The organism is Aminobacter sp. J44, assembly GCF_007829415.1.
Classification (GTDB): Bacteria; Pseudomonadota; Alphaproteobacteria; order Rhizobiales; family Rhizobiaceae; genus Aerobium.
This window is the reverse complement of sequence record NZ_VLJG01000014.1, coordinates 60975-87843: the sequence shown is the minus strand read 5'-3', so window position 1 is coordinate 87843 and position 26869 is coordinate 60975. Positions and strand designations below refer to the sequence as shown.

The 26869-nt window shown below is 63.0% G+C and carries 23 protein-coding genes; 7 read left to right on the top strand and 16 right to left on the bottom strand.

The genetic code is table 11. The annotated features are described in order from the left end of the window. Positions 1-740 precede the first annotated feature (740 nt). The 3 genes from L610_RS07625 to L610_RS07610 all read right to left on the bottom strand — a co-directional run bounded on the left by L610_RS07625 (position 741) and on the right by L610_RS07610 (position 3352). Positions 741-2267, bottom strand: a complete 1527-nt coding sequence (locus L610_RS07625; RefSeq protein WP_144703943.1) for an AAA family ATPase — start codon at positions 2265-2267, stop codon at positions 741-743. Then, entirely contained in the window at positions 2245-2496 is a 252-nt protein-coding gene (locus L610_RS07620) for a hypothetical protein (protein ID WP_024848672.1), read from the bottom strand. Before L610_RS07620 ends, L610_RS07625 begins: the two co-directional genes overlap by 23 nt. A 412-nt stretch (positions 2497-2908) precedes the next feature. Further along, positions 2909-3352, bottom strand: a complete 444-nt coding sequence (locus tag L610_RS07610) for a MarR family winged helix-turn-helix transcriptional regulator (RefSeq protein WP_024848673.1) — start codon at positions 3350-3352, stop codon at positions 2909-2911. A 146-nt stretch (positions 3353-3498) separates the two neighbouring features. On the opposite strand from L610_RS07610, the gene L610_RS07605 reads away from it, so the two are divergent. Further along, entirely contained in the window at positions 3499-5418 is a 1920-nt protein-coding gene (locus L610_RS07605; RefSeq protein ID WP_144703940.1) for an FAD-binding monooxygenase, read from the top strand. A 55-nt stretch (positions 5419-5473) separates the two neighbouring features. On the opposite strand, the gene cobT is transcribed toward L610_RS07605, so the two are convergent. Together cobT and cobS are read right to left on the bottom strand one after the other, a co-directional pair. Beyond that, positions 5474-6487 carry a nicotinate-nucleotide--dimethylbenzimidazole phosphoribosyltransferase gene (cobT, locus tag L610_RS07600; protein WP_024848675.1) on the bottom strand — a complete coding sequence of 338 codons (1014 nt, stop codon included), beginning with the start codon at positions 6485-6487 and terminating at the stop codon, positions 5474-5476. Positions 6488-6496: 9 nt separating this feature from the next. Beyond that, positions 6497-7267: an adenosylcobinamide-GDP ribazoletransferase gene (gene cobS / locus L610_RS07595; protein WP_144703937.1), complete on the bottom strand. Its 771-nt coding sequence runs from the start codon at positions 7265-7267 to the stop codon at positions 6497-6499. Between the two features lie 158 nt (positions 7268-7425). Here cobS and cobU point away from each other — a divergent pair, with 158 nt between their 5' ends. Next, on the top strand, positions 7426-7941 hold the full coding sequence (cobU, locus tag L610_RS07590) for a bifunctional adenosylcobinamide kinase/adenosylcobinamide-phosphate guanylyltransferase (protein WP_024848677.1): 516 nt from the start codon (positions 7426-7428) through the stop codon (positions 7939-7941). On the opposite strand, the gene L610_RS07585 is transcribed toward cobU, so the two are convergent. From L610_RS07585 to L610_RS07565, 5 genes are read right to left on the bottom strand one after another with little or no spacing between them, the layout of a single operon-like run. Next, the gene (locus L610_RS07585; RefSeq protein ID WP_024848678.1) at positions 7934-9130 is read right to left on the bottom strand and encodes a DegT/DnrJ/EryC1/StrS aminotransferase family protein; all 1197 of its coding nucleotides are present in this window, start codon (positions 9128-9130) and stop codon (positions 7934-7936) included. The genes cobU and L610_RS07585 overlap by 8 nt on opposite strands. Continuing rightward, positions 9130-10104, bottom strand: coding sequence for an NAD-dependent epimerase/dehydratase family protein (locus L610_RS07580; RefSeq protein ID WP_144703954.1), 975 nt, complete (start codon positions 10102-10104; stop codon positions 9130-9132). Before L610_RS07580 ends, L610_RS07585 begins: the two co-directional genes overlap by 1 nt. Positions 10105-10137: 33 nt before the next feature. Continuing rightward, positions 10138-11256 carry a DegT/DnrJ/EryC1/StrS aminotransferase family protein gene (locus L610_RS07575; protein WP_024848680.1) on the bottom strand — a complete coding sequence of 373 codons (1119 nt, stop codon included), beginning with the start codon at positions 11254-11256 and terminating at the stop codon, positions 10138-10140. Then, positions 11253-12290 (bottom strand): Gfo/Idh/MocA family protein, encoded by a 1038-nt coding sequence (locus tag L610_RS07570; RefSeq protein ID WP_024848681.1) that lies wholly within the window; start codon positions 12288-12290, stop codon positions 11253-11255. The genes L610_RS07575 and L610_RS07570 overlap by 4 nt, the downstream gene beginning before the upstream one ends. After that, positions 12287-12787 (bottom strand): acyltransferase, encoded by a 501-nt coding sequence (locus tag L610_RS07565; RefSeq protein WP_024848682.1) that lies wholly within the window; start codon positions 12785-12787, stop codon positions 12287-12289. The genes L610_RS07570 and L610_RS07565 overlap by 4 nt, the downstream gene beginning before the upstream one ends. A 401-nt stretch (positions 12788-13188) precedes the next feature. Here L610_RS07565 and L610_RS07560 point away from each other — a divergent pair, with 401 nt between their 5' ends. Then, a complete protein-coding gene (locus L610_RS07560; protein ID WP_186441384.1) occupies positions 13189-14379 on the top strand; it encodes a glycosyltransferase in 1191 nt (396 codons plus the stop codon). A gap of 9 nt (positions 14380-14388) precedes the next feature. Here L610_RS07560 and L610_RS07555 read toward each other — a convergent pair whose 3' ends face one another. After that, positions 14389-16044: a glycosyltransferase gene (locus L610_RS07555; protein ID WP_024848684.1), complete on the bottom strand. Its 1656-nt coding sequence runs from the start codon at positions 16042-16044 to the stop codon at positions 14389-14391. A 371-nt stretch (positions 16045-16415) separates the two neighbouring features. Between L610_RS07555 and L610_RS07550 the strand changes: the two genes are divergently transcribed. Beyond that, entirely contained in the window at positions 16416-17063 is a 648-nt protein-coding gene (locus tag L610_RS07550) for a hypothetical protein (RefSeq protein ID WP_024848685.1), read from the top strand. Here the strand turns inward: L610_RS07550 and L610_RS07545 are convergent, their stop codons facing one another. Next, the gene (locus L610_RS07545) at positions 17064-18155 is read right to left on the bottom strand and encodes a glycosyltransferase (RefSeq protein WP_245263730.1); all 1092 of its coding nucleotides are present in this window, start codon (positions 18153-18155) and stop codon (positions 17064-17066) included. It lies immediately after the preceding gene. Positions 18156-18289: 134 nt separating this feature from the next. Between L610_RS07545 and L610_RS07540 the strand changes: the two genes are divergently transcribed. Genes L610_RS07540 through wecC form a run of 3 tightly spaced genes read left to right on the top strand, consistent with a single transcriptional unit; the run spans position 18290 to position 21600 of the window. Further along, the gene (locus L610_RS07540; RefSeq protein ID WP_246658959.1) at positions 18290-19528 is read left to right on the top strand and encodes a hypothetical protein; all 1239 of its coding nucleotides are present in this window, start codon (positions 18290-18292) and stop codon (positions 19526-19528) included. Next, entirely contained in the window at positions 19525-20334 is an 810-nt protein-coding gene (locus L610_RS07535) for a WecB/TagA/CpsF family glycosyltransferase (protein WP_245263734.1), read from the top strand. Before L610_RS07540 ends, L610_RS07535 begins: the two co-directional genes overlap by 4 nt. A 9-nt stretch (positions 20335-20343) precedes the next feature. Continuing rightward, positions 20344-21600 carry a UDP-N-acetyl-D-mannosamine dehydrogenase gene (gene wecC / locus L610_RS07530; protein ID WP_024848689.1) on the top strand — a complete coding sequence of 419 codons (1257 nt, stop codon included), beginning with the start codon at positions 20344-20346 and terminating at the stop codon, positions 21598-21600. Between the two features lie 62 nt (positions 21601-21662). Here wecC and L610_RS07525 read toward each other — a convergent pair whose 3' ends face one another. The 4 genes from L610_RS07525 to L610_RS07510 all read right to left on the bottom strand — a co-directional run bounded on the left by L610_RS07525 (position 21663) and on the right by L610_RS07510 (position 26770). Further along, positions 21663-22553, bottom strand: coding sequence for an ExeA family protein (locus L610_RS07525; protein WP_144703931.1), 891 nt, complete (start codon positions 22551-22553; stop codon positions 21663-21665). Positions 22554-22588: 35 nt separating this feature from the next. Then, on the bottom strand, positions 22589-23395 hold the full coding sequence (locus tag L610_RS07520; RefSeq protein ID WP_024848691.1) for a CpsD/CapB family tyrosine-protein kinase: 807 nt from the start codon (positions 23393-23395) through the stop codon (positions 22589-22591). 51 nt (positions 23396-23446) lie between these two features. Next, complete coding sequence (locus L610_RS07515; protein ID WP_024848692.1) at positions 23447-24988, bottom strand: Wzz/FepE/Etk N-terminal domain-containing protein; 1542 nt, start codon at positions 24986-24988, stop codon at positions 23447-23449. A gap of 159 nt (positions 24989-25147) precedes the next feature. Continuing rightward, positions 25148-26770, bottom strand: a complete 1623-nt coding sequence (locus tag L610_RS07510) for a GMC oxidoreductase (protein WP_084465997.1) — start codon at positions 26768-26770, stop codon at positions 25148-25150. Positions 26771-26869 lie beyond the last annotated feature (99 nt).

Here is a 26869-nt window from a genome sequence, read left to right as displayed (position 1 = left end):
GTCTTTGAGGCAGGGTTGATGCTCGCCGTTAGTCTCGGCCGCAAGATGCTCCTTCGTTCCCAAAAATCTGCTCCATATACGTTGCTCCTTCGTTCTGGTTTCAGCGCGTCGTGGCGCGCCTTGCCGCTGGGCGGAATCCCTGCGTGCGTAACGGAGTCGATGGACGGACTCCGAGCGTCAATTCAAAATGGGAGAATGGTAGGCCGACCGACGCTGGCCGGGTTGAAGTTGGACCTCACCTGCGCGGAGCGCAGGGCCACTCGAGCTCACTGGCCGTCATGGCTGTTTTGCCGGCTGGCGCCGACTTGTGCCCCCGACGCTACCAACGTCGCGGGGCTAGAGCCTGATTAGAACAGGCAACGTCTGGCTGCCACACTAATGACGTTGCGTCCAGTGGCAATTCGCGTGACATTGATCGTGTCAGACAATTTGCCGTGCTTCGTGGTGTAGGAGCGAGGCTCACTGTCATCCGATGACAGTGACGACCTCAGCCCGGGGACGAATTGGTACTAACACCCGCGCGGCGTGCGATCTCCCCGTCGCTCCACCTACCCCACTCCTCATCGTAGAGTAGCGTCAGCACAGCACGCCGCTTATCTTCTCAGAGAGGTTGGCCAGCGCCCGCCGGTCCTTCCAACCGGCGGTTGGCGCTTCCAACCGCCATGGGGTTATAGGGGTATATTCACACACACCAGTTGGAAGGCGGTTGGAAGCCAGTTGGAAGGCGAATGGAAACCACCCTAAGAGGCGATCAAGCGGCTGCGCTGTCGTGACTTCGAGCCTTCGGTAATCATCCTTATTTGCCCGCTATCCATCAGGCGCTGCATTGCTTCCGCCAAGACCTTCTTCGACATCCCGTCCGCGTCAGGGTGTTCGGCAATCCGCTTCGGCGCGTAGGTCGGTCCTGTGTTGGCGCTGACGTTGATGCCTTGTTCATTGAACTTCCCCAGCACCTCGAGGAAAACTTTCGCGGCCTTCCGATGTAAGAGAGCAGAACTAGCTGTTGAGCGGCCATCATCGATGACGAAGACGCCGTCGCGCCAACGTAGCCGCAACTCTTCGCCCTTTCGGCCATAGTTCGATTTCATGCCTTTCAGCACACGCAGATCCTCATCGTCCTTGTCAGCGGTGAGGTAGAGGCGACTTCGGACTGAGTTGTTCCACGCCGTCGAACCGGAAGTACCCGTACCGGTCTGCATCCCTTGAACGGAAGGATGCGAAAGCAGGACGACAGCAGTGTCGAATGCGATTGCCAACGCGCGCAGCATTCCGATGAACCGCCGCACTTGGTTTCGGTTGATCTCATCGCCGCCGAACAGATCAGCGCTGGTGTCAAGTACAATAAGCGAAGGCCTGAACAACGCTACCTGGTCCAGTAGCGCTTCGTAGACTTTTGTCGGCAGAAGATGTCTCCGCGAGGCATCCAGAGACGCCAGTTCCACGTCCTCGCCAGCGGCGGGAATAACCAACATCCGGTCACGCAACCCCGCCATACCAACTGCATGCTCGCGACAGATATCCGCCAGGCGGCGATGGATCTCGTCTTGATCATCTTCAGCGGCAAGCACTAACGTACGCCCTTGCTGCGGCGTAAGGCCTAGCGTGCTGATACCTAAAGCGCCGGCCACCGCGATCTGCAGCGCCAGGAGTGACTTGCCCGTGCCGCCGTCACCTGAAAGCAACGTCACGTTGCGGGCGGGAATTAGGCCGTCGATGTACCACTGGCGCGCGGGAACCGGCTTATCGGCAAGCTCGGCAGGGTCAATCGGCTTGAGCGATAATGCGGCGGCAGGTGGCGCGTTATCATTTGCTGGTTTCAGCGGAAACAAATCCTGACGAAGCTTCTCCGCTGCCTGCGCCACCCTACCGCGTTCACGCTTCGGCGGCTCGGCGCCTATATCGCGCGCGATGATGGCTTCGGCGATTGCCTCGTCATCGGCCAAGCCTGCAATCCGCCCGTGCTGGACCTGGCCGTCATCGTCCACCCACAACAAGTATGACGTATCGCGGGCGCAGCCGTCGATTCCGTCGTCCGACACTGCAACACGTCGCACGGTCTGATCGTCATCGGGCCATTCGTCAGCGGGAAGGCTTTCGAGACACTCCGGTGCGGCGCGTTGCCAATCCGGTGAACCGTCCTCCTTTGCTGGCGCGAGGACGACATTTGTTATGCAATGGCCGTGATCCCACAACCGGTCGCAAAGGCCGAATATGATGGCCTCGCGATCATGAGAGGAAATGAGCTTAGGCTGCGCGCTGCTGGTCAAGGTTCATCTCTCCGATAACGGCCAGAGCGGCGTCGATAATTTGAGCAGCGATGTCTGGCGTGAACGTCACAGCAGCGCTGCCGAAAGAGGAGGGGCCGAATGCTCGCCAGCCGCGATCGGTCTGCTTTAGTGCTACATTGAATAGGCGGATACCCCACGGCGTCTCAACGTCTACACGGGCGCGCGTGGTCCCACCTGCCGGCATGAGCCGGTAAGCAATCACCTTCATGATCTGTCACCATCTTAGACGCCAGCGCGTCGGCTGGCGGTTTCAACTTTTATGCGTTTTGGTGCGCGTTGCAGCGCCTAATAAGTTGAAACTTTGTATGAGAAACAGGCACTTCCCCCCGGCCTGTCACGCCGGAGGTCGCGGGTTCGAGCCCCGTCACTCGCGCCATTTTCTTTCTAGGCTTTGCGGCCGTTTCTTCCTGTAAAGTCTGACCTTTTGGCTCGCTTACTTTGCCGTGTGCGCGGTTACCGTACGCAAGCGGGGGGCGGACGCCCCGAGAATCGCTTCGACGAATCCTCAGCCGCCTGTCACCTGAGGGAACAGCGTTCACATTGCGGGTGAAATCGGGCTCTTCGTCGACTGATTTATCGAGGGAACGGGGGGCAGGGCAGTGCACGGCCTGTGTGCTCGGCTATTCCTCCGCCACCACGCCCGCAGCCCGTGCTGCCTTGGTCGCGAGCTCGATGAACTGCCGGTATTCGTCAGGGTTGAGGCCGGGCAAGAGTTCCTTCTGCAGCTCCTCGACGATCGGCGCGGTTTTTTCGAGCAGGTCTTCGCCGGCAGGCGTCAGGGTGAGTTGCAAGGCGCGTTTGTCGCTGGTGCTGGCCTGGCGGGTTACCAGACCCTTTTGCTCAAGGCGGTCGGCAACTGCGCCGACGGTCGCCTTGTCCTTACCGATCGCCTGCGCAAGCCGCGCCTGATCGGTACCGGGACGGTCGCTCAGGGCATCAAGCGCCGCGAACTGCACGGGAGTGAGGTCGAAGCCAGCCTCCCGCATCCGGGTCATGAACACCTGCGTCGAGAGCTGATGCAGCCGGCGGATCAGGTGACCCGGCATTCCAGAACTTCTGTACATCGCGACCGCTCCTCACACCTGCCTGTGTCCCGCAGGAGGCTTGTTGATAGCCAACTTATGCGCGGCGACCCAGATTCTTGTTGACGCACGCATCCGGCGTATCCATATCGTAAGTGTACTTACTAATTTAACCGGGAGGGTCGGTCTTGCAATATCATCTCAACGGTTTTCGTCCGGGGGATCCGGAGCTTGCTCCTCTCGGCGCCGGTCGCAGCGAGAACCAGGGACCGCTGCCGGAAAAGGTTGATGTGCTGATCGTAGGCTGTGGTCCCGCTGGCCTGACGCTTGCGGCACAGCTTTCGCAGTTTCCCCAGATCGTTACGCGAATCGTTGAGCGCAAGGACGGCCCGCTTGAGAAGGGGCAGGCCGACGGCATTTCCTGCCGCTCCATGGAGATGTTCAACGCCTTCGGCTTTGCCGAGAAGGTGCTGAAGCAGGGCTACTGGGTCAACGAGACCACCTTCTGGAAACCGGATCCGAATGAGCCGGAGCGAATCATCCGCAATGGCCGCATCCAGGACGTCGAGGACGGCCTGTCCGAGATGCCGCACATGATCCTCAATCAGGCGCGCGTGCACGACATGTATCTCGAGGTCATGCGCAAGTCGCCGACACGGCTGGTGCCTGACTATTCGCTGGCCTTCGCGGGCCTGGTGATCGAAGAAAGTGCTGACGACTATCCGGTGACCGTGACGCTGGAGCGTCAGGACGAGGGGCACATTGGCGAGACCGTGACCGTGCGCGCCCGCTACGTCGTCGGCTGCGACGGCGCGCGCAGCGGCGTGCGCAAGGCGATCGGCCGGGAGCTGGTCGGCGATTCGGCCAACCAGGCCTGGGGCGTGATGGACGTGCTGCCGGTCACCAATTTCCCGGACATCCGCTGCAAGACGCTGATCCAGTCGGCGCATGAGGGCAACATCATCATCATCCCGCGCGAGGGCGGCTATCTCACGCGTTTCTACATCGAGATGGACAAGCTTGCCGCGGGCGAGCGCGTCCACAACCGCGACATCACCATCGAGCATCTGGTTTCGGCCGCCCAGCGCATTTTGCGGCCGTATGATTTCGAGGTGAAGGACGTGGCGTGGTGGTCGGTCTACGAGATCGGCCAGCGACTTACTGACAAGTTCGACGATGTGCCGGCCGATCAGGTCGCCACCCGCCAGCCGCGCGTGTTCATCGCGGGTGATGCCTGCCACACGCACAGTCCGAAGGCGGGGCAGGGCATGAACGTGTCGATGGGCGACACCTTCAACCTCGGCTGGAAGCTTGCTTCGGTGCTGCTTGACCGCTGCGCGCCGGAAATCCTGCACAGCTATTCGGCCGAGCGCCAGGCGGTAGCGCAGGACCTCATCAATTTCGACCGCGAGTGGTCGCGCATCATCAGCTCGCGGCCGTCGGCGGACGATGGCGCGAATGGCGAGGAGCCAAAGTTCCAGCGCTATTTCATCCAGCACGGCCGTTACACGGCCGGCATGTCGGTGACCTACACGGAGTCGAAAATCACCGGCAGCACGAAGTATCAGTCGCTCGCGGCGGGCTTTCCGATCGGCCAGCGCTTCCACTCGGCGCCGGTGATCCGGGTTGCCGACGCCAAGCCGATTGAGATTGGCCACACCGTGCTGGCTGATGCGCGCTGGCATGTCTATGCCTTTGCGGGCGAGGGCGATGCCGGCGGCGAGGGCTCGGCGATCCGTGCGCTCTGCGAGTTCCTTGAGAATGCGCCAAATTCGCCGCTGCGCGTGCACACGCCGGCTGGTGCCGACATCGACTCGGTGATCGACGTGCGCGCGATCTTCCAGCAGGGTCACCGCGAGCTTGCGATCGAATCGATGCCGTCGCTGCTGTTGCCGAAGAAGGGCAAGTTCGGCCTGATCGACTACGAGAAGATGTTCTCGCCGGACCTCAAGAATGGCCGGGACATCTTCGATATGCGCGGGATCGGCCGCAAGAAGGGCGCGATCGTCATCGTCCGCCCGGATCAGTACGTCGCCCATGTGCTGCCACTCGATGCACACGAGGAGCTGGCGGCGTTCTTCGCCGGTTTTCTGCTGCCGGCTGCGTAAGTGAAATTCTGAAGCCCAGGAGAAGGCGGGGGCCGCTTGGCCCCCGTTTTCGCATCTACTTGTCGGAAACGCCCGCCTCGGCGAAGGTCGCCATGCCGGCGTGGCAGGCCACCGCCCCGCGCAGGATGTTGATGGCGAGGCAGGCGCCGGTACCCTCGCCAAGGCGCATGCCCATGTCCAGCAGCGGCTCGAGGCCGAGGTGATCGAGCAGGCGGCGGTGCTGCGCTTCGGCCGAGACATGACCCGCGATGGCGTGGGCGAGGCCGCCCCCGGACTGCTTCGCGAGAACGGCAGCGGCTGCGGTGGCGACGAAGCCGTCGATTATGACCGGGATACGGCAAAGGCGCGCGGCAAGCACCGCGCCGAACATGCCGGCCAGCTCCCGGCCGCCGACGCGGCGCAGCACCTCGACGGCGTCGATCATCGCATCCTTGTGTAGCGCCAGTGCTGCATCGACCGTATCGGCCTTGCGCTTCAGGCCTTCGTCATCGACGCCGGTGCCGCGGCCGACCCACGACGCGCCGTCACCGCCGAACAGGGCGGCGGCGATGGTGGCGGCCGTCGTGGTATTGCCGATGCCCATCTCTCCGATGGTGATAAGGTCGGTGTCGGGGCCGATCGCGTCGAATCCCGCAGCGACCGCCTCTACGAACTCCTCCTCGCTCATCGCTGGGGCCTGGGTGAAGTCCTGGGTCGGCGTGTCGAGCCGCAGCGAAAACACTTTCAGCGACGCGCCAGCCGCGCGCGAGAGCTGATTGATTGCCGCGCCGCCCGCCTCGAAGTTGGCGACCATCTGCGCGTTGACGGCATCCGGAAATGCCGAGACGCCGCGCGCGGTGATGCCGTGCGCACCGGCGAAGATCAGCACCTCCACCTTGTCGAGCTTCGGGATCTCGCGGCCCTGCCACCCGGCGAGCTGGATGGCGAGCTCTTCGAGACGGCCGAGGCTGCCGGGCGGCTTGGTCAGCACGGCCTGTCGCGCCGCGGCGGCCTTTGCCGCGTCAGAGTCGGCTTCAGGCAGATTGCTGCACAGACGACGGATGTCGTCGATCGATTGGGGGGATGTCATATGCATTCCTCAGGTTAGGAGCGTTGCGGCGAGAGCGAGGAGGACGATCTCGCCGATCTGTTGCAGGGCGCCGGCGACGTCGCCGGTCTGCCCGCCGATCTGGCTTTCGGCGGTGTTTTCGAGCGCGAGCAGTACGATCCCGAGCAGGACGGCAGCAAGCAGCGCGAACCAGAAGCCGGAGAGAAGGGCAATGAGGACGCCAAGGGTTGCGGCCAGCGCCGCGATCTCCTTCGGCGGGGTGCCGGCGGATGCGGATAAGCCGTCGCTGCGGGCAGGGGGCAGGTGCACCATCAGCGCCGGGATGATCGCACGGGAGCCCGCGTGCGCGGCGATGATCGCGAGAATCATCGCCAGCGGGCTCAGGAAGGCGAACGAGGCGAGCGCAGACCAGCGAATGAGCGCGGAAAGGATGAGGGCAAGGACGCCGTAGCTGCCGACGCGGCTGTCGCGCATGATCTCGAGCTTGTGCTCGCGCGTCTTACCGCCCCAGAAGCCGTCAGCGGTGTCGGCAAGGCCATCCTCGTGCAGCGCGCCGGTAAGCACGATACCGCCGCCGAGCGCAAGGGCTGCGGCGAGGTTTGGATGGACGCCGAGTGAAAGGAACAGCCAAAGGAGCAGGCCGACGAAGAGGCCGATCAACGCGCCGGCAAGCGGCGCGGCCCATTGCGTCTCGATAAAGGGCCGGCTGGGGTCGAGCTCACGACGGATCGGGATGCGCGTGTAGAAGCCGACGCAGGCGGCGAAATCGGAAGTGATCTGGTCCTTGGCTGGAAGCGACACGTCTGAACCTTTCGGGAGCGTGGCCGGGGCAACCGGATATCAGCCCCGGTCGGTTGCTGAAAGATTTCCATCGGCTGGCGCACAAATTAGTCGTGCAGAGTTGCACGAGGCAATGCGATGCGCGACACCGCATTATCGGAATGCGAACAGGTGAGCTGATGGCGGCGACAGGACGTCTGACTTTCGTGCTGGGCGGAGTGCGCTCAGGCAAGAGCCGTCATGCCGAGGAGCTGGTGTCGGCCCTCCCGGCGCCGTGGTTCTACATTGCGACTGCCCAGGCCTTCGACGACGAGATGCGCGAGCGGATCGCGCATCACCGCGACAGGCGAGGCGACAACTGGCAGACGCTGGAGGCGCCACTTGATCTGGTCGAGGTGCTGCAGGACGTGCCTGATGGCGCGCCGGTGCTGATCGACTGCCTGACGCTATGGCTGACGAACGTGATGCTGGGCGAGCGTGACGTCGAAGCAGAGACCGCCCGGCTCGCGGATGCGTTGTCGCGTCCGCGAGGGCCGTGGTTCGTCGTCTCGAATGAGGTCGGGCTCGGGATCGTGCCGGAGAATGCGCTGGCGCGGCGGTTCCGCGACGAAGCCGGTCGTCTCAATCAGGCCGTCGCCGCGAAGGCCGACAGTGTGGTCTTCATGGTGTCCGGGCTGCCGATGACGGTCAAATAGCGGTCGCGATCGATACGGAAGCCTGTTCGATCACGAGATCGGCGAGCGCGTCGACCACCTCGTAGATCTCGTCCTCGGTCATTTGTACCGAGAGCGGGAGGATGATGCAGCGCTGCTGCGCCTCCAGGCTGCGCTCGAGGCTCGATCCAGCGCGGAAGAGGCCGTCGCCCCCGTAAGCCGCCTCAATATGCGAGTTCATCACCCCACGGCGGGTGGAGATGCCCTTGTCGAGCAGCGCCTGCATGGCCGCGAGCTGGTCGATTCCATCAGGCAGGCGCACGCAATAGCTCTGCCAGTTGCTGCGCACGCAGCTTGGCTCGACGGGCGTTCCGAAGCCGGGGATCTCCGAGATCGCTTCGGTGTAGAGCGCGGCAAGCCGCCGGCGCGTCTCGATGATCTCGGGCAGCCTTTTCAACTGCTCGCGGCCCATCGCCGCCTGCATGTCGGTCATGCGGTAGTTGTAGCCGAGCTCGGGATAGTCCTCGTGGATCACCTTGGGCGAGCCGTGGCGCACCGTGTCCGGCACGCTCATGCCGTGCTGGCGCCAGAGCCTGAATCTCCGGTCGTATTCCGGGTTCTTCGTCGTCAGCATGCCGCCGTCGCCGGTGGTGATCACCTTGCGCGGATGGAAGGAGAAGCAAGCGATGTCGCCGTGCGGCTTGCCGATCTTTTCCCAGCGACCCTGCCACAGGATCTCGCTGCCGATGGCGCAGGCGGCATCCTCGATGACCGGGATGTTGTTGCGCCGGGCGATGCCGACGATAGCGGCGAGGTCGCACGGCATACCGAGCTGGTGGACGCAGAGAATTGCCTTCGTCTTCGGCGTGATCGCTGCCTCGATGAGGTTGGGATCGATGTTGAAGCCGTCCGGCTCAATATCGACGAACACGGGAACCGCGCCGCAATAGCGAATGGCGTTGGCCGTCGCGATGAAGGAGTGGCTGACAGTGATGACCTCGTCGCCTTCGCCCACATCCGCAGCGAGCAGCGCCAAATGCAGCGCCGTGGTGCAATTGGAGACCGCGCAGGCATGCGGCGCGCCGACGAGTTCGGCGAACTCCTTTTCGAACGCGGCGACCTCCGGTCCCTGCGTGACCCAGCCGGAGAGGATGACCCGGCGGACTGCTTCCACCTCGCGTTCGTCGAGGACCGGGCGGGCGACAGGAATTGTACTTGTGCGTTTGGTCATTACTCAGCCGCCATCGAGGTTGTGCCACTTTCGGCGCGCCACCAGTCGACGAGTTCCTCCAGACCCTGCTCGAGCCCGATCTCGGCCTTGAAGCCCAGCATCCGCTCAGCCTTGGTAGTGTCTGCAAGACGGCGGGTGACGCCATTGACGGTGCGGGCAGGACCGTGCTCCGGCGGGATGCTGGCGCCCATCACCTTCGACAGCGCCTGTGCGAGCTGCAGCAGACTAGTCTCGGTTCCGCTGGCGACGTTGAAGACCTCGTCGGTGACGTCCGCTTCTGCCGCCAGAACGTTGGCGCGCGCAATGTCGCGGACGTTGACGAAGTCCATAGTCTGCGAGCCGTCGCCATGAATGAGTGGCGGTTCGCCGCGGGCCAGGCGCTCCATCCACCGGATGAGCACTTCGGTATAGGCGCCATGCACATCCATGCGCGGGCCGTAGACGTTGAAGTAGCGCAACGCGACATAGCGCAGGCCGTACATATCGGCGAAGCTGCGCAGCAGTCCCTCGTTGAACGCCTTGGCGGCACCGTAGATGGTGCGATTGTTGTAGGGGTGGTGGTCTTCTGTGGTCGGGAAGCTTTCGGCGAGCCCGAGCACCGAGGCCGATGACGCGGCGACAACCTTGGAAACCTTCGCATTCACAGCCGCTTCCAGCACGTCGAACGTGCCGCCGGCGAGGACATCGAAGGCAAGGCGCGGCTCCTCCGCGCACTGGGTGATGCGGATCGCCGCCTGGTGGAACACCACGTCGACGCCATCAAATACCTGCGCCAGCAGTGCACGGTCGCGGATGTCGCCATGGACGATGGTGAGTGGGAAGGTGGCCAGCGCCTGCTTAAGGTTCTCGAGCCGCCCGCGCACGAAATTGTCGAGGATGATGATCTCTGATGGACCCCTTTCGGCCACCAGATCGGCGATGTGCGACCCGATCAGTCCCGCGCCGCCGGTAATCAGGACGCGCTTGTCCTTCAGCATTCTCGTTCTCCCTCTGGCGCCCGTTGGGGGCTAGCCGACTGTTTCTTCCTCGCGCGCCGTCGCATGCACGGCGGCTGCAATGCGCTCGATCTGTTCTGCGGTTAGTTCCGGATACATCGGCAGTGACAGCACCTCGGCGGCTGCGGCTTCCGCTTCCGGGAAATCGCCGGGGCCGTAGCCAAGGTCCGCATGCGCCTGCTGCAAGTGAACCGGCACCGGATAGTGCAGGCCGGTGCTGATACCGGCTTTCTCCAGCTCGGCCTTCAGCCGGTCGCGCTCGCGAGTGCGGATCGCGTACACATGGTAGACGTGGCGGCTGCCCGGCATCTCTATGGGGGGCGTGATCGCGGATGAGCCCGCCAGCAGCCGGTCGTAGAGCGCAGCATTGCGCCGCCTTGCTTCCGTCCACTCCTCGAGATGGCGCAGCTTGATGCGCAAGATCGCGCCCTGAATGCCATCCATCCGGTAGTTGTAGCCCTTAATGTCGTGGTAGTAGCGGCGGCTCTGGCCCCAGTCCCGCAACATGCGGATCTTTTCGGCCTGGCGCGGATCGCTGGTGACGACGATGCCGCCTTCGCCGCATGCGCCAAGGTTCTTGCCAGGATAGAAGCTGAAGCAGCCGGTGAGACCGATGCTGCCGGCGCGCCGGCCGCGATATTCGGCGCCGTGTGCTTGGCAGGCGTCCTCGATCACCAGCAGGCCGCGCCGGCGCGCGATTTCCATGATCGCGTCCATGTCGGCCATCTGGCCATAGAGATGGACCGGCAGGATCGCCTTGGTTCGCGGCGTAATCGCAGCTTCGATTTTTGCCGGGTCCATCGTCAGCGTGACCGGATCGACATCGACGAACACCGGCGTAGCGCCCGTATAGCAGACTGACGACACTGTCGCGACGAAGGTGAACGGGACGGTGATGACCTCGTCACTTGGCCCGACGTCTGCCGCCAGCAGCGCGAGATGCAGCGCGCTGGTGCCTGTGTTGACGGCGATGGCGTCGGTCACGTCGCAATAGCGGGCGAACTCGCGCTCGAACGCGGCGACTTCCTCGCCGAGCACATATTGCGCCGATGCCAGTACCCTCAGCACCGCCGGTTCGACCTCGGCTCTGATGCTCGCATACTGCGCCTTCAGATCGAGAAGCGGGATCATGCAACTTGCCTTGCAGGTTCGAGATCGATCGGGCGGCCGCGCTGGGCCAGTGATAGGGTTGCTGCTTCAAGGATTCGCACCACGCGCAGGCCCGCATGACCATCGGCAGTTGGCGTGCCGCTGGTTTCGATGCAGCGGACGAATTCCCGAAGCTCGATGTTGAGGGCCTCGGTCACCTCGAGGTGCGGCGCCCACATGTCGCCGGTGCGGTAGCCCACGAGCGCCTGATAGACGTTGCTGCCATTGCTTTGGGCGGCGTCCCTGAGGGTAATGCCCTTGTCGTAGACCTTGATCTTTTCGCTCGGCTCGAGGTCGTCATAGACGATCATCTTGCGGCTTCCGCCGATGAGCGTCCGGCGCACCTTGACCGGCGCCAGCCAGTTGACGTGGATGTGAGCAATCAGATTGCAGGGGAAGTGCAGCGTCAGATACGCGATGTTCTCCGGCTCGCCCGGCACATGGCTGACGCCCGTCGCCGAAACCGCTACGGGACGCGTTTGCAGCACGTAGTCCATGATCGACAGGTCGTGGACGGCGAGATCCCAGATCACGCTGACGTCGTGCTGGAAAAGGCCGAGATTCACCCGCACGGAGTCGTAGTAGTACATCTCGCCGAGGCCGCCATCGACCAGCTCGCGCATCTTTCGCACAGCGCCGGTGTGGATGAAGGTATGGTCAACCGCGAGCACCAGCCCGCGCCGTGCCGCCTCGTCCACCAGCCGCTCTGCTTCCTCGGCAGAGGAGGCGATCGGCTTTTCGACGAAGACATGCTTGCCCGCCTTCAGCGCCGCCATGGCGAGGCGGAAGTGCGACGAGACGGGAGTTGCGATTGCGACGGCGTCGATTGAGTTGTCGTGCAGGAGCGCATCGAAATCGTCGGTGATGGTTACCTGCGGATAGCGCAGCTTGACCGGCTTCAGCCGCTCGAGATTGAGGTCGCAGACGGCTGCGAGGTTGGCATCCGGGATTTCGGCAAGGTTGCGGACGAGGTTGGGGCCCCAGTAGCCGTATCCGACAACAGCAATGTTGATCATCGCACGGCCCTCGCAGCCAGGGCAGGCGCGTCCTTCGCCCTGCCGGTAACGACCGCCGGAACGCCGGCAACGATGGCGTAGTCGGGCACGTCACGGGTCACGACCGCGCCCGCGCCGACAACCGCGCCGCGGCCGATGGTGATGCCGGGCAAGATCGTCGCGTTGCTGCCGATGGCGGCACCTTCGCGCACGATAGTGGGGATCAGCTCCCAGTCGGCATCCGTCATCAGGTTGCCGTCAGGGGTGACGGCCCTCGGATAGAGGTCGTTGGTGAACATCACGCCATGGCCGACGAAGACGCCATCCTCGATCGTGATGCCTTCGCAGACAAAGCTATGACTGGAGATCTTGCAGTTCGCGCCGATCACGGCGTTCTTCTGGATCTCGACGAAGGTGCCGATGCGCGTTCCCGCGCCGACACGGCATCCGTAAAGGTTGACGAGATCGGGGTGATGAATCACCACCCCCTCTGCCAGCACGACGTCCGAAGAAATCATCTGTTCGGGATCCTCTCGCCGCTGTTCGGCTCCCCGCAACGAGACGGTTTTTCAACCTTCCGGTAAACCGACGAAAACGCGGTAGCGCGGCTCCTCGAAAGGAGTAGGGGCGTAAGCGGGGATGGATTTTCGGACGGGGATGGGGATGTGTGGACGGGGGAAGTGCGCAAGACCAATCTGTCCGGATGCCCTTGCGTTTGCTCTGCGATGTTAAGGCAGCGCGCGCCCGTCAGCGAACCCAATCATCCCATTGTGGGATACCAGTGCAATTGCCGCTCTTCCGCTTTCGTGGAACCCTGTCCGCGATCCCTGCCGGGGCAGTAGACGGGACGGCTTGCGCTACCGTTGGTCCGCCGGACCTCGCAAGCCAAGCCTCACCAGACCAGAGAGGAAGTACGGGAATGGTCGGCAAAGTTCAGGGCGTTTCCGTCGTCAGCGTCGTCAACAATCCGGATGTGCGCCGGGAGTGCCTCGACAGCTCCATAGCCGGCCGGGAGGAGATCGAGTTCATCCCGATCGACAACACGAATGGCGGCTTTGCGACTGCGGGCGCTGCCCTCAATCATGGCGCGCGCCAAGCCCGGCACGACGTGATCGTGTTCGTCCATCAGGATGTTTACCTGCATTCAGTTGACCGGCTTCTTGAGGCTGCTGCGTTTCTGACCGGCGACACAAGATGGGGAATGCTGGGCGCGGTAGGCATCACATCAGATGGCAAATATTTCGGACGAATGCGCGATCGCGTGGAACTTCTTGGGCAAACGGCTCCCGATCCGGTTGAGGTCGACAGTCTCGATGAAGTGCTTTTCATGCTCCCCCGAAACCTCGTCCTCGAATGCCCGATCTCGGAGCATCCTGAACTGGCTTGGCATGCTTATGCGGTGGAATACGGCATCCGCGTCAGGGACCGCGGGCTGTTGGTTGGGGCTGTCGACGTCGCCATCACCCACAACAGCATGACAACCAATCTGGCGCAGCTCGATGTTGCACATCGGCGCGTGGCGTCGATGCACCAGGAGGCGATCCCGCTTCGCACGACATGCGGAACAATCGACGGCGAGGTGAAGGACCGGTTGCGCAAATTGCCGTTGATCGGCCGCCATGGCTGGSGCTTCCGCTGGTTGCGGGAATCGCTGCTTGTCGCGAGGGCGAGGCAGCATCTGAACATACCGGGAGTGATCGGCGATATCCGCAGCGATGTCGATTTGTTGCAGGTAGGTGAGGGGCGTGTGCTTCATGTCATCAACGTTGATGACGGGAGCTTCTCCCCCTTCCAATCTGAAACTTTACGTCTGACGCGGCGCGGCCGTGAGGTCCGTTTCGAGGCGGTCAGTTCGGAACAGGAATTAGTGGCGGCTTTGCGTCGAGTGCCGGCAGGAGATTCGGCGCTTGTGACGCATCTTTCGCTCGAGCACCTTCGGACGCTAAGCGCACTGCCGGATCAAAGCGGCGTCCCTGCGCTACTCGGCGTGCATGATGGCATGCTCTGGCTCGTGACAGGCCCCGCGGCAACGCGTCTCCCATCCGTCTGGCAGCAGCCGAGGGCAGTTCCCTTCGGCGGCGGTCGCGTCCTGATGCCGGCAGAAGCCTGAACTGGTTGTTTATGATCCCAACAGCGGATCGCCGTTACGCAGCCAGCGAAGCGCCGCGCCTACATGGCTGCGCAGGGAGAACTTGGCCAGCTTCCAGGATGCACTGTCGAGCGGAGCCGAGGCCAGAGCGCTCAGGACGATGCGACGCGCGGTGCCGAAATCGCCGACTCGCTGCCGGGCGAACGTGCCCTGTGTGACGGCTGGGCTCAGCCCGCCGTGCCTTACGGCAGCCGGCGCGCCGTCACCTGACATGACCTGCCACAGGCAAAGACCGAGATCGGCATCCTCAGCTATACTCGGCGCGATGGGGATCGGGTGCGGGGAATGGACGAGGTGGTCGGTCCGCGCATACACGCGCCCGAGTTCCACGAGCCATCCGGACGCGACGTTGCGGGCGAGCATGCGCTCCCGCAGGACCGTCCCCAGCTTCCTGCGAACTTCCGGTTCTCGCATCAGCCTTGCCGCGCGCGAAACATATTCCTGCTGGTCCGAAGGATTTGAGATGATCTCCCAGAGCCCGTCATCGCCCGCGATCAGCTGCGGGCTCAGCGGCGAGGGAGCAGGAACGACCGGCAGCCCCGCAAGAGCGGCTTCGAGCAAGGCGGTATTGGACCCGAACGGGAAGCTTTCCAGGTAGATGTCAGCCGCGGCCCGGTAGGGCGACGGATCCTCCAACTGGCCAACGAAATGCAAACGGGGATGGAGAGGGTAGCTGATGTGCCGGCTGATGCCCTCGGCGCTTTCGCCGACAACAAAGACGTGAGCGCTCGGTTCGCTTTCCAGGATCCGCGAAGCGGTCGCAACGAAATCATGTTCGCCGCAAGGGCGGTATTTTTCCGCTCTTGCGACGCTCAGCAGGACGATCTCGTCGTCCGCCATTCCCATCTGGCGCCGCACGCTCTGCTTCTTCGCGGGGGCGGGGTCGTCAGCCAGTGGAATGGGAAGCGCGGCATTGTTCTCGACGAAACGCCGGTCGCGTGAATGTGGGATGGATGCGCTGCGCAGGTTGATGACCAGGTCCGTCACCGAACTTCCAAGCCAGAAGATGTGGTCGGCGTGGTTCAGGACCGCAATTGGCGGGAGCCCTTCCACTGCGAAAGCGACGACCGGGAGCGAATCCCATGCCGAGTGATGCAGCACTACCAGATCGGCCTGTTTCGCGAGATGGCGCAGGAACAGCGCCCGTTCGATTCGCGAGGGCGTTTCAGGCAGTCTCGTGATAGTGCCGCCGCTTCCGGCGATTGCCTTCTCGACGCCGGGGGGAACCGGGACGTCCTCCTGGAAGGCAAGTACAAGCGAGTGCCGGGAGGAGCGATCGTGGAGTGCCCAATGCATCAGCGTGCGCGTGTGGCCACCGACGGCGTGGACGCGATCGAAGTAGTGGAGGACCCGGCGACGGCAGTCGGCCCTTGGCAGCCGTTCTGAGCTTGTTTGTGCAGGCTCCCGGAGTTCCCGGCCGATTCGCAGCGCGAGGTTTTCAATAGCGCCGTCGGCGAACCGCCCCGTGTGGCAGTTCGATGCGAACTTCGCGGCGGCCTCTATCCTGCGGAGCAGAAGCTCCGGATGCCAGGTGCTCGCATGCGTCGTGATCTCCCGCACCAGCCACTCGTAGGCCTCGTTATTGGCGGCGAGGAATTGTTCGGTACCGCTTGGTAGATTGCTCACAAGTCATCTCCCGGCCTGTAGTCGCTCGATGCTGGAACATCTGCGCGTTCATACAAGCCGGACGGTTGTCGTGTGCGCCACTTCCAATGGCGCAGGTTCAGCCTCCTGCTCCCTGGCGGACGTAACACCCGTGCTCCGGTTGGTCGAAGCTCACCTACCCCTGCCTGCGCCTTTCGGGTACCACGAGCCACCGCGCGCAGCCTACAGGACGGTCACAGCGACGATGGAACCAGTCAGTTCAATGTGGTCTTATAGCGGAAGATAAGAAGCTGCCTTGGCCTGAAGGTCCCTAGTATCGCCTTCGTCGCTGCTCAGCGGGGGAAGGCGGTCGCCGGAGCGGCTGGACCTTCTGCAAAAGGTAATGGAGGGAAATGAGGGATCTTACGGTCAATCGCTTCCGCACCGCTCGCGGGAGGATCCTGCGCGAGATGATCGGGCGGCTCGCCGCGAAGCTCGGCCGACCGGTCACCGTCCTCGATATCGGCGGCCGTTCGGATTACTGGGACAATGTCGGCTTCGACAACATTGCCGAAATCAGGCTTCTCAATAACGATGAGAGCGAGTTCGGGCGTCACGCTTCCTCCGACCTGTTCCTCGAGGAGCTCGGTGATGCACGCAACCTGGCCAATTACGGCGACAAGTCAGTCGATCTTGTTCACTCGAACTCGGTAATCGAGCATGTCGGCATGTGGCCGGATATGTGCGCGATGGCCGACGAATCGCTGCGTGTCGGGATTGCTGGCTGGGTTCAGACTCCGGCCTGGGAGTTCCCGATCGAGCCGCACTACCAGCTCCCGTTCCTGCACTGGCTTGCCGCGCCCGCGCGCCGGAAACTGCTCACCTTCTCCAAGGATTACAGGGACCTGGATGTCCGCGGCCGGCGCTTTCACATCGACCGCATCAACCTGCTTTCCCGCAAGGAGGTAGAGGCACTCTTCCCCGGTTGCGACATCTACGTAGAGCGGGTTCTTCTGCCCAAGAGCTACACGGTCAGGTGGGGGCCTGAAGGCGTCGTCTGATCAGGCTGTTGGGGCTGTGAGCGCAGCCTTGAGCGAGGCACGATGTGCAGGCCCAAAGGGCGCGCGGAGCGCGGCACCGGCCGCCAGTCCAAGCCGGAACAGGGCCGTGGAGAGCTTCCCATGGCGCCTGCCGAAGTCGCGGATCATGTTGGCGGTCAGCAGGCCAGTCAGGAACGGATTGGCCGTATACTCCCCGCCGAAGTGCGTGACCTCGACGTCGCTGATGTACTGAACCGAGAACCCGGCGGCGCGGGTGCGGCGCATGTAGTCGACCTCCTCGCTGTAGAGGAAGAACGACTCGTCCCATGGCCCGACGCGCTGGCGTGTGGCGGCAGAAATCATGAGCACCGCGCCGGTTGCCCACTCGATCTCGCGTGAGACTTCATAATGGTCGGGATCGCCGATGATGTCGCCCGTGCCGAGCCACTGCGAGAGCCGGCCGCCGAGAAGGGCGTTCGACCAGGCAGTCAGGATCGTCGGCTCGCGGCGCAGCGAGTAGGCGAGGGTGCCGTCGTGGTTCAGCAGGCGCGGCACGACAATTCCGGTGTTGCCCTTGCGCAGTTCGATCTGCAACCGCCGTGCAACGCCGCGCTGAAGACGGGAATCGGGATTGAGGACGAGCAGGTCGCTGTCGGGACTGAGCTGCGCGGCGGCAATATTGATGCCTGCCGCATAACCGGCGTTGCGGCCCGTTTCGATCACTTCCGGCTGGAGCGGATGCAGCCGGGCGATGATGGCGCTGGCGTCGGCGGAATCATTGTCGACGATGATGATGCGCCGCTGAGCGATATCGGCGAGGCCGTCTTCCAGCGAGTCGAGCAGGCCTGGAAGGACGTCGGCGCTGTTGTAGGTGACAACAACTACCGCAAGCGGCGGCAGGGCGTGATTTTGCCTGAGACTATGGTCTGCACGATACTGAACTGTCACGGTTCCTCGCCGACGCTTGCGGTCGCTGCGTGGTGCAGCGTTGCGAGCATCGACGGGCGACGGCTTCGCGGCAATGTCGAACAGGGGCGTATTCATCACGCCCGATAGGGGAAGGGCCGCTTCCAGCCGTAAATCCTCTCCGCCGTTGGAGGTAGGAGGCGTCATCCCGAAGAGCCTGCCTTAGCGGCGCATCATCCAATCTGGCTTCTGGCACGTATCGTCGCATTCCGATCATCCTAACTCCGGGCCTCGGCTTCATGCCGCATCAGCGATTCAACTCGGACCAATGGGATGTGCTCGTGGTAGCCATTAGCCAGACTGTACAGAACGAGACGGGGCCGGCAGGTCTGCTGGCAGATAGCCGCCTGGAAGGACTAAGGTCCGTTGCGCCGGCAACGCATGCCCGACTCCTGCAGCTTATCGAACTCGCCAAGGACGGCCTGCCGCAGATGCATGCCAATGGCCTGTTCGCGCATACGGTGCGCAAGACCAATGACAATGGCGGTACGGGCAGCGGTGTCCGCGCGGAAGGCGACAGCCTGCGCTACGCCATCAATTGCGCGCTCGGCTTGTCCTACACCGACGAAGAGACGCAGCGGCGGCTACTTGATGGACGCACAGCCGCCGACCTGGCGCTGCAGTGCGCGCACAGGGCGCAGTCTTCGCAGGATCCGGGCGCGGTGGCCCTGGCCGCGTGGACGGCGGCGGAAGCTGCCGGCGTGTTCACGTCGGAGCTCTTCGCACATCTCGTGGCGCTGCTTGAATCAAACCGGCCGATCGACACGGTCGACTGCTCGTGGACGCTTATCGCAGCGGTGGCCGGCAGTCGGCTTGGTGACACCCGCACCCTGACGCGCCTCGCACGCGACCGACTGCTCAAGGGGCAGGGGCCGTACGGGCTCTTTCCGCATCATCTGCCTGCGTCGGCGAGCGGACGGTTGCGGGCGCATATCGGCTGCTTTGCGGACCAGGTCTACTCGACACAGGGACTCGCCCGGCTGTCGATGATCTCGCACGATCCGGATGCGTTGGCTGCAGCCAATGCCAGCGGTGATGCGATCTGCCGGCTGCAGGGCCCGCAGGGCCAGTGGTGGTGGCACTACGACACGCGCAACGGCACGGTCGTCGAGGGCTATCCCGTCTACAGTGTGCATCAGCACGCGATGGGGCCGATGGCGCTGCTCGACCTGCGCGACGCAGGGGGGCACGACCACATGGCGTCGATCGCCCGCGGCATCGACTGGCTCGACGGGCCGAACGAGGCCGGTCAGTCCCTCGTCTGCAACGCCGACAACGTCATCTGGCGCAAAGTCGCGCGCCATGAGCCGAAGAAACTGGTGCGAGCAATCTCGGCTGCGACAACGGCTGCAGCGCCGGGACTCAAGGTGCCGGGCCTCGACGCGGTCTTCCGTCCCGGCAGGATCGACTACGAATGCCGCCCGTACGAGCTTGGCTGGCTGCTGTTTGCCTGGCTGTCCGACGGCATGAAGGAGCGGCTGAGCGCCGGGCCTGCAGCGGCAGAGGAGCGGCCGCAATGAACGCGCCCATGCGCTACGACCGCCGGCTGCTGTTCGGCTTCCAGCTCGATCCGCTGACACTTAATGACGTGCTGCGGCGTTGCTCGACAGCAATCCAGACCCGGGAGCGGCTGCTGATCGGCGTTCTGAATGCGGCTAAGATCGTCAAGGCACGGCGCGACGACCTGCTGCGCAACTCGCTCCTCGACTGTGACGTGCTGCTGGCTGATGGCCAGTCGGTGGTGTGGGCGAGCAAGCTGGTCAAGCGCCCGCTGCCGGAACGCGTGGCGGGTATTGACCTCTTCGAGCAGCTTCTTGCGCTGGCGGACCAGCAGCAGCGCTCGATCTACCTACTGGGGGCAAAGCCGGAGGTTCTGGAGAAGCTCAAGGCGGTGGTCGCACAGCGCTATCCGGGCGCGCGGCTCGCCGGCAGCCATCACGGCTACTTTGCCGACGCGGATAGTGAAAGCATTGCGCAGGACATCGCGCAATCGGGTGCCGACATGCTGTTCATCGGCATGACCTCGCCACGCAAGGAGATCTTCCTCGCAAAGTACGGCCCGTCGCTGAACGTGCCAGTTTTGCACGGGGTAGGCGGCTCGTTCGACATCATGGCTGGTCACACCAAGCGGGCTCCGGTTGCCTGGCAACGGGCGGGCATGGAGTGGGCGTATCGGGTGGTCCAGGAGCCTCGACGCATGTGGTGGCGGTACTTCAGCACGAACACGAGCTTCATCCTGCTGACGCTCGCTGAGTTGCTGCGGCCGGCGCATCCCTTCGAAGCTCCGAGGATTCAAGCTTCGGCATCAGGCATCAGGCACATCTAGGACCGTTTCATGGACGACAAATTCACGGGCAAGGTCGCCATCGTCGGCCTGGGGTATATTGGGCTGCCCACCGCGGTGGCGCTAGCAACACGGGGCATCGATGTGGTCGGGGTGGACGTCAATCCCGCCATCGTCGAGGCGGTGTCACGGGGGGAGGTGCCCTTCGTGGAACCTGACCTTGCGGTTGCCGTCAGCGGCGCGGTGGCGATGGGGAGGCTCGTCGCAACGCGTGAGATGCCCGAGGCGGATGCCTACATCATCGCGGTGCCCACCCCTTTCACCGAGGATCGCAAGGCGGATCTCGCCTATGTCGAGGCGGCCGCGCGCAGCATTGCGCCGAAGCTGAGGCGTGGCGCGATCGTGGTGCTGGAATCGACCTCGCCGCCTGGAACGACCGAAAAAGTAAAGGGCTGGATCGGCGAAGAGCGGCCAGACCTCAAACTGCCGCATGACACCGAGCCGCAGCCCGACATCCACCTGGCGCACTGCCCGGAGCGCGTGTTGCCCGGCCGCATCATGATCGAGATGATCACCAACGACCGCATCGTTGGTGGGATAACGCCGCGTTGCGCGCAGAAGGCAGCCTCGATCTATCGCGTATTCGCGCAGGGCGAGATCCTGCTGACGGACGCCGCCAGTGCCGAGATGGCCAAGCTGGTCGAAAACGCCTATCGCGACGTCAATATCGCCTTCGCCAACGAGATTTCGCTGATCTGCGAGTATCTGCACGTCGATGTGTGGGAGGTCATCCGCCTCGCAAACCGGCACCCGCGCGTGAATATCCTCAATCCCGGTCCAGGTGTCGGCGGGCACTGCATACCGGTTGATCCGTGGTTCATCGTGGCGGCCGCGCCGCAGCTATCGCCGCTGCTGCGGACAGCCCGGGAAGTCAATGATCGCCGGCCCCACCATGTGGCGGAGCAGGTGATCGCCAAGGCACAGCGGTTCCGAGCCCCCTCGATTGCTTGCCTTGGCCTTACCTTCAAGGCGAACGTCGACGACATCCGCGAGAGCCCCGCGGTGGAGGTGGTGAACCTGATCGCCAAAGGACTGCCGGATGTCGAGATCGCCGCCTGCGACCCTTATGTCGCCGAACTGCCGCCGCTCCTTTCGGATTGCGAGAACCTGAAGCTCAAGGACGCGGTGCAGGCGGTTGAAGAGGCTGACATCGTGGTTCTGCTGGTCGAACACGAGCCGTTCCGGGCGATGCGTCATACCCGCCTGGGCGGCAAGGTCGTCTACGACACACGCGGCATCTGGCGCTAAGTCAGGCAAAAATTGTTACGGCGCGGAACGTGTTCCGCGCCGTTTTCTTTTCCGGCTGGTGATTACCTGGCTGCGGGCTGGGGCACGAGCGAGCGGATGCCACGCTCGTCGATCACCTGCTGAACCAGATCCGCCGCCACGACCGTGCGGCCCTCGGCGAAGGCATAGACCAGCGCGTAGTCGCAAATCTGGTTGATGACCCGCGGCAGGCCTGCGCTGGCGGCCGCGACCAGATCGCAAGCGCCTGGGGTAAATATCCAAGACTTGGCGCCGGCAGTCACAAGCCGGTGATTAATGTAGGGCCGCACCGCCGACAACGGCATGCCGGACAGGTGGTGCTTGGCGGAGACGCGTTGGGCGAACTGCAGCAGGCGCGGCCGCGCCAGAATTTCGTTCAGCTCCGGCTGGCCCACCAGCAGAAGCTGGAGCAACTCCATGTTTCCGCCGTTGAGGTTGGAAAAGCACCTGAGCTCCTCGAGCTTCTTTGCCGAGAGGTTCTGGGCCTCGTCGAAGACGAGCAGGGTGCGGTTTCCGGCCATCGCCTGGCGGTGCAGGTATTCCTCAAAGCGCGAGAGGCGCTTCACGTAGGACATCGACTTCTCGGCCTCATTGTCACCAAGTGCACGCAGGATCCACTGCAGCAGCTGGCCGCGATTACCGTGCACGTCCGAGATCAGGCCGACCTGCAGCGAACTGGGCGCGGACGAAAGCAGGTGGCGCACCAGCGTTGTCTTGCCAGCACCGATCTCCCCGGTAATGACGATGATCGGCGCGAAGCTCGCCAGTCCGTATTCCAGCATCGCATAGGCGCGGGCATGCTCTTCTGACCAGTACAGGTAGGCGGGGTCCGGCTGCAGGCTGAACGGCCGCTCCCTCAGGCCGAAGTGTTCCAGATAAAGGCAAACGGCCGAGCCGGACCTGGCGGTGGCCACTTCACTGCGTTCGGTACTCACCGGCGCGAAACTCTCCCGAAAACGAGCGTCCACGGTCAGCCTCCATAGCCATAGGCCTGCGCTTCAACGGCGTGACGACATTTGTTCAGGATAACCCCGAGCAGCTTTGACCTCGAGGACAACTCGTATTCGCACGCCGCGACCTGTTCGGGCGTGTTCTTCTCCGCCTCGACCACCAGGATCGCGCAGTCGACGTTCGGCAGGAATGCCATCACGTCGTCGGCGGCAAGCATCGGCGGCAAGTCGTAGAGAATGACGTCAGGCGAAAGCTTTTCCCTGACTTCCGTGACGCACCTGACAGCCTCCGGACTTTGCAGCAACTCGGCGGCGAACTCGACCGGCCGGCCGTTGGTCGCTACCGCGAGGTTGTCCTTCAGCTTCTTGAAGGATTGCTCGAAGCTCCTGGTGCCGCGGATGAATTCCTCGATCGGTGAAGACGCGGGGATGCCGAGGCTGGTCCCAATCGTTGGGCACCTCAGGTCGAAGTCGAGCAGCGCGATGCGGCAATCCGGCCGGTTGGACAGGCTAAAGGCGAGGTTGAGCGCGAGCGAAGATTTTCCGCCGCCCGCCGTCGGCGAGGTGATCGCGATCGAGGTCCAGTTGTTTTCGCGCAACCGCTGCAGCACGCGGGTCCGCAGCATGTCATAAGCAACGCCCACCTGATGGTTCTTGTCCAGGGTGACTATCCGGCTACCCTCCAGATGCGCCGGGCTCAGCCTCGCTACTGGGAGGGCGTCCCAAACCGTCTCCTGGAGCGGCTTGGTCGGAGCTGGCGGTTCGCTGGTGCGGGGAGATCCGAAAGATGCCCCCGCCTTCTGCATCGCCGTTCGAATGTGCTCCATTGGCACGATCCGAGTTTCTTCTTGTTGCATGATGGTGTGCCTTTTCCGGAATTACATCAGACTGTTGCGGTCGATGCTTTCGATCAGGTTCTCGAAGGCGATCGCGAGCGGCGGACGGTAGTGGTAGAGGGCTGCCCCCGCGATGGCGACCGCGCATACCAACGTTGCCAGGCTGATGGAGAGCTTGCGTTTCCGAGCTTCCTTCTCTCCCGGGTTCCAGATGTAGGGAATAGTGCCAAGCAGCGGCTCCTCGACCAGCGGGACGAGGTCTGCTGGCCTTCGCACGGTCCGATTCATTAGTTCGAGGCCGGCTATCGCGCCGAAACCGAGGAAGATGCCCATTGCCACGCCGATGCCGGCGATCTTGCGCCTGTTGGGGCTCAAGCGGCTTTCGGGCGGAATGGCGGGCTCAACAAGCGTGAACCGTCCGGCCTTGGCGCGGAGTTCGATCTGTTCGCCGGTTGACGCTTCAGCCAGCTTGGCAACCGCCTTGTTGTACTGTTCCTGGATGTTGTCCCGGTGGCGTTCGAGAGCGTTCAGGCTCGTCTCGTTCTGTGGTGTGACCTCGATGGTTTTTGCCAGTACATCAAGGTTCTCCTTGATGGCGGCCTTCTCGCGTTCGATGAAGGACAGGCGCTCATCGATGTCGGAGAGCTGGAGATCGAGCTCGGAAACGCCGCCCGCCGCTTGCTTGGTGTCCTGGCTGGCCTGCACCTCCCTTTGGAGCGAATCGATCCGGCCACGGAGTGCGACGATCTTCGGGCTGCCTTCGGAGAAGATTGCCAGTTGCTCTGCCAGAGACCGCTTCAGGTCACGCAGCATTTCCTGTTCGAGCGAGAGCGGCCCGGTGCCTGCGACCTGACCGGTCGTCTCGAAGACGCGCACAAGGTTGGTCCGTCGCACCCTCAGTGACGATTCTTCGCGCTCGAGGAGAAGCAACCGTTCCTGCTGGTTGCTCAACTGGGCGCGGCGGAAGTCGAGGCTGTCGGGGAGGGCGTGGATATTGGCATTGCGAAATTCCAGCACCGCCTCTTCCTGACGGGCGAGCTCATCGGCCAGACGAGCCACCTCCTTTTCGAAGAACTCCAGCGTGTCGCCTGCTTTGCTGGCGCGCATGCCCGCGTTCTTCGCAAGGATGATCGAAACCAGTTCGTTGACGACCTGTGCCGATAGCTTTGGATCGCGAGCCTGGAAGGATACGCTGAAGATGGTCGCACCCTCGCGTTCCGTCGGAACCAGCTGGAGGATGGTGCGTTTGCGCAGATTTTCGACGATTTCCCCTTCTGTCAGCTTCTCGGCTGCATCGCCGAAAATATCCAGCCGGCGCGCCAGCTCCAGGAGGTTCTCCCGCGTCGTGATCTCTTCCTGGATGATCTGCAGTTGCTCAAGCGGCGGAATATGAACGGTCGGCTTTGCCATCTCCGCGGGGATCTGCGGCGGTTCCACCAGGATCTTGGCGCTGGCGCCATAGACCGTCGGCATCAGGTAAGCCACCGTGATCCCAAGGCCTGCGACAACGAGAGCGATGCTGAAGATGTAAGGCAGTCTTCCGATCAGGATCGAAAGGTAGAAGCGGATGTCGCTATCGGTCATTTTGTTGCCTGTCGTCCGTTGCGGCAATAATGCCAGCTTGATCCATCTTCATGCGAGCGCAGCCGGGGACGATAGATCGCCGATAGGGGACTACAGCTCGGAAGGTTAGCCTCGGGCTACTCTCTTTGGCGGTAGTGGTACCCCTCGACGCCATCTCGCTCATGAGGCGTTGATGGCGTAGGGACGCATCTGTCGCGACGGTTCGCGCAGGTACGAGTCCGCCAGCCAGAGCGCGAGTTTCATGATCGTCAAAGTCGGGTTGGCGCTGCCAGCGCTCGGGAAGACCGAGGCGCTCGCAACAGCGACATTTGGCACCTCGTGGCAGTGCAGATCCGGCCCGACTACGGAAGTCGAGGGGTCTAATCCCATCCGCGTAGTACCAGAGGGATGCGCGCATGCTTCAGCGATGCTCGTGATGTGGGCTGGGTCCTCCTTCACAGGGCTGACCCATTTCAGGGGACAGATCTGGTTGAAGCCGGCCTGCTCCCAGTAGGCAGAGATTGCGCTGATGGTGGAACGGAACGTCCTCTCGTCAGTCTGGGTAGGGTTCCAGTCACAATGAACCATCGGGACGCCAAGCGCATCGAGCCTGTCGGACAGGACGAGGCGGTTGTTCCAGTCTGGCAGTTGCTCCACGCACACCATCAGGCGAAGGACGATGTCCGCGGGTACGAACAACTGCTTCCGGACCAGGCGCCAGGCGGCGGCCCGTGCAATCAGCCCGACGTTGCCCGAGAGGCGCACGGTTGCCTTGAGGTCCACCTCACCGCGCTGGATCGAGTGCGCGATCTGCTTGACGTGCGAGAGCGGGCTGTCATCGAGGTCCATGGCGATATATGCAAAGGCACTGCCGACTTCGTCGCGTACCTGCACGCCGTGGCCGAGTTCCAGATGAAGATCCCGCCGGGTACCATTGACAAAGCGGTATCCAAAAAGACGGTTCGTTGATTGCGGATCGCTGCGATCGATCGTGGCGACATGCGCCTTCAGATGATCCTGGAAGTATCGGCCGAGCACCTTGCATCTGGAGAAAGCGCGGTAGCCGGAACGCTGCTGGAGGAGCAAAAGAAGCCGTGTGGTTTCGATAGTGCCCGCGGCGAGGATAAAGCGGTCCGCCCTGACCAGGAGCTCGCGGCCTGTGAAGTTGCGGGCGCGCACCGCCGCGAGACGACCCGATTGCGCATCCAGCTCGAAGTCGCAGACCGTCGCATCGAGCCAGATGTCGATGTTGGGCGAGCGTCTCAGCTCATCCTTGAGCAGGGTAGCGATGTTGCAGTTCTTGAAGCGCGGGCACTTTGCCCAGCGCGGAACGAGCGACATCCAATCGACGGGAAATTCCGGAGCAATAGGGCCGGTATCATCTTCCAGCTCGTCATGTGATCCCGAGGCGACCTTGAAAAGAGCTTCGATCTCTTCCTCGTAGGTGTCTAGCTCCATTGCCGGGAGATCCCACGCGCCATCAGGAACATGCGGGCGACGTGACGTATCATGCGGGCTTATCCGTATCATCCGGCCGCCCCAGAGACTGGAGGTCCCCCCCAGGCCACGCCGACGTCCCGTGGTCGCACGGGTGTAGCGGCTGGACGGGTCGTCCAGCTCGTTCAGCCGGTCGACATCCTCCGAGTTGCCGTCATTGCCGCTTTCAAGGACGATGACCTTGCGCCCGGCTTCGGAAAGTTTGCGGGCAATCAGAAGCCCGGCGAGTCCGCCTCCAATAATACAAAATGGCGCTAAGGCATAATTCTGTACACTCTCACTAGTATTCAAGCTGTGTATAGACATGTGATCCCTCAAAAACCCCGGTGGAAAATTTTTGAATTGACATGAGTATGATTTGTACTCAGCCTGTGTTTGAGTTTAACTCCGGTTTTGTTGGTAGGA

What these genes read in the sequence shown, in the direction of transcription:
- L610_RS07620 (WP_024848672.1), bottom strand. Translation starts at nt 2,496, where the DNA reads ATGAAGGTGATTGCTTACCGGCTCATGCCGGCAGGTGGGACCACGCGC.
- L610_RS07610 (WP_024848673.1), bottom strand. Translation starts at nt 3,352, where the DNA reads ATGTACAGAAGTTCTGGAATGCCGGGTCACCTGATCCGCCGGCTGCAT.
- cobT (WP_024848675.1), bottom strand. Translation starts at nt 6,487, where the DNA reads ATGACATCCCCCCAATCGATCGACGACATCCGTCGTCTGTGCAGCAAT.
- cobU (WP_024848677.1), top strand. Translation starts at nt 7,426, where the DNA reads ATGGCGGCGACAGGACGTCTGACTTTCGTGCTGGGCGGAGTGCGCTCA.
- L610_RS07585 (WP_024848678.1), bottom strand. Translation starts at nt 9,130, where the DNA reads ATGACCAAACGCACAAGTACAATTCCTGTCGCCCGCCCGGTCCTCGAC.
- L610_RS07575 (WP_024848680.1), bottom strand. Translation starts at nt 11,256, where the DNA reads ATGATCCCGCTTCTCGATCTGAAGGCGCAGTATGCGAGCATCAGAGCC.
- L610_RS07570 (WP_024848681.1), bottom strand. Translation starts at nt 12,290, where the DNA reads ATGATCAACATTGCTGTTGTCGGATACGGCTACTGGGGCCCCAACCTC.
- L610_RS07565 (WP_024848682.1), bottom strand. Translation starts at nt 12,787, where the DNA reads ATGATTTCTTCGGACGTCGTGCTGGCAGAGGGGGTGGTGATTCATCAC.
- L610_RS07550 (WP_024848685.1), top strand. Translation starts at nt 16,416, where the DNA reads ATGAGGGATCTTACGGTCAATCGCTTCCGCACCGCTCGCGGGAGGATC.
- L610_RS07545 (WP_245263730.1), bottom strand. Translation starts at nt 18,155, where the DNA reads ATGACGCCTCCTACCTCCAACGGCGGAGAGGATTTACGGCTGGAAGCG.
- L610_RS07535 (WP_245263734.1), top strand. Translation starts at nt 19,525, where the DNA reads ATGAACGCGCCCATGCGCTACGACCGCCGGCTGCTGTTCGGCTTCCAG.
- wecC (WP_024848689.1), top strand. Translation starts at nt 20,344, where the DNA reads ATGGACGACAAATTCACGGGCAAGGTCGCCATCGTCGGCCTGGGGTAT.
- L610_RS07520 (WP_024848691.1), bottom strand. Translation starts at nt 23,395, where the DNA reads ATGGAGCACATTCGAACGGCGATGCAGAAGGCGGGGGCATCTTTCGGA.
- L610_RS07515 (WP_024848692.1), bottom strand. Translation starts at nt 24,988, where the DNA reads ATGACCGATAGCGACATCCGCTTCTACCTTTCGATCCTGATCGGAAGA.
- L610_RS07510 (WP_084465997.1), bottom strand. Translation starts at nt 26,770, where the DNA reads ATGTCTATACACAGCTTGAATACTAGTGAGAGTGTACAGAATTATGCC.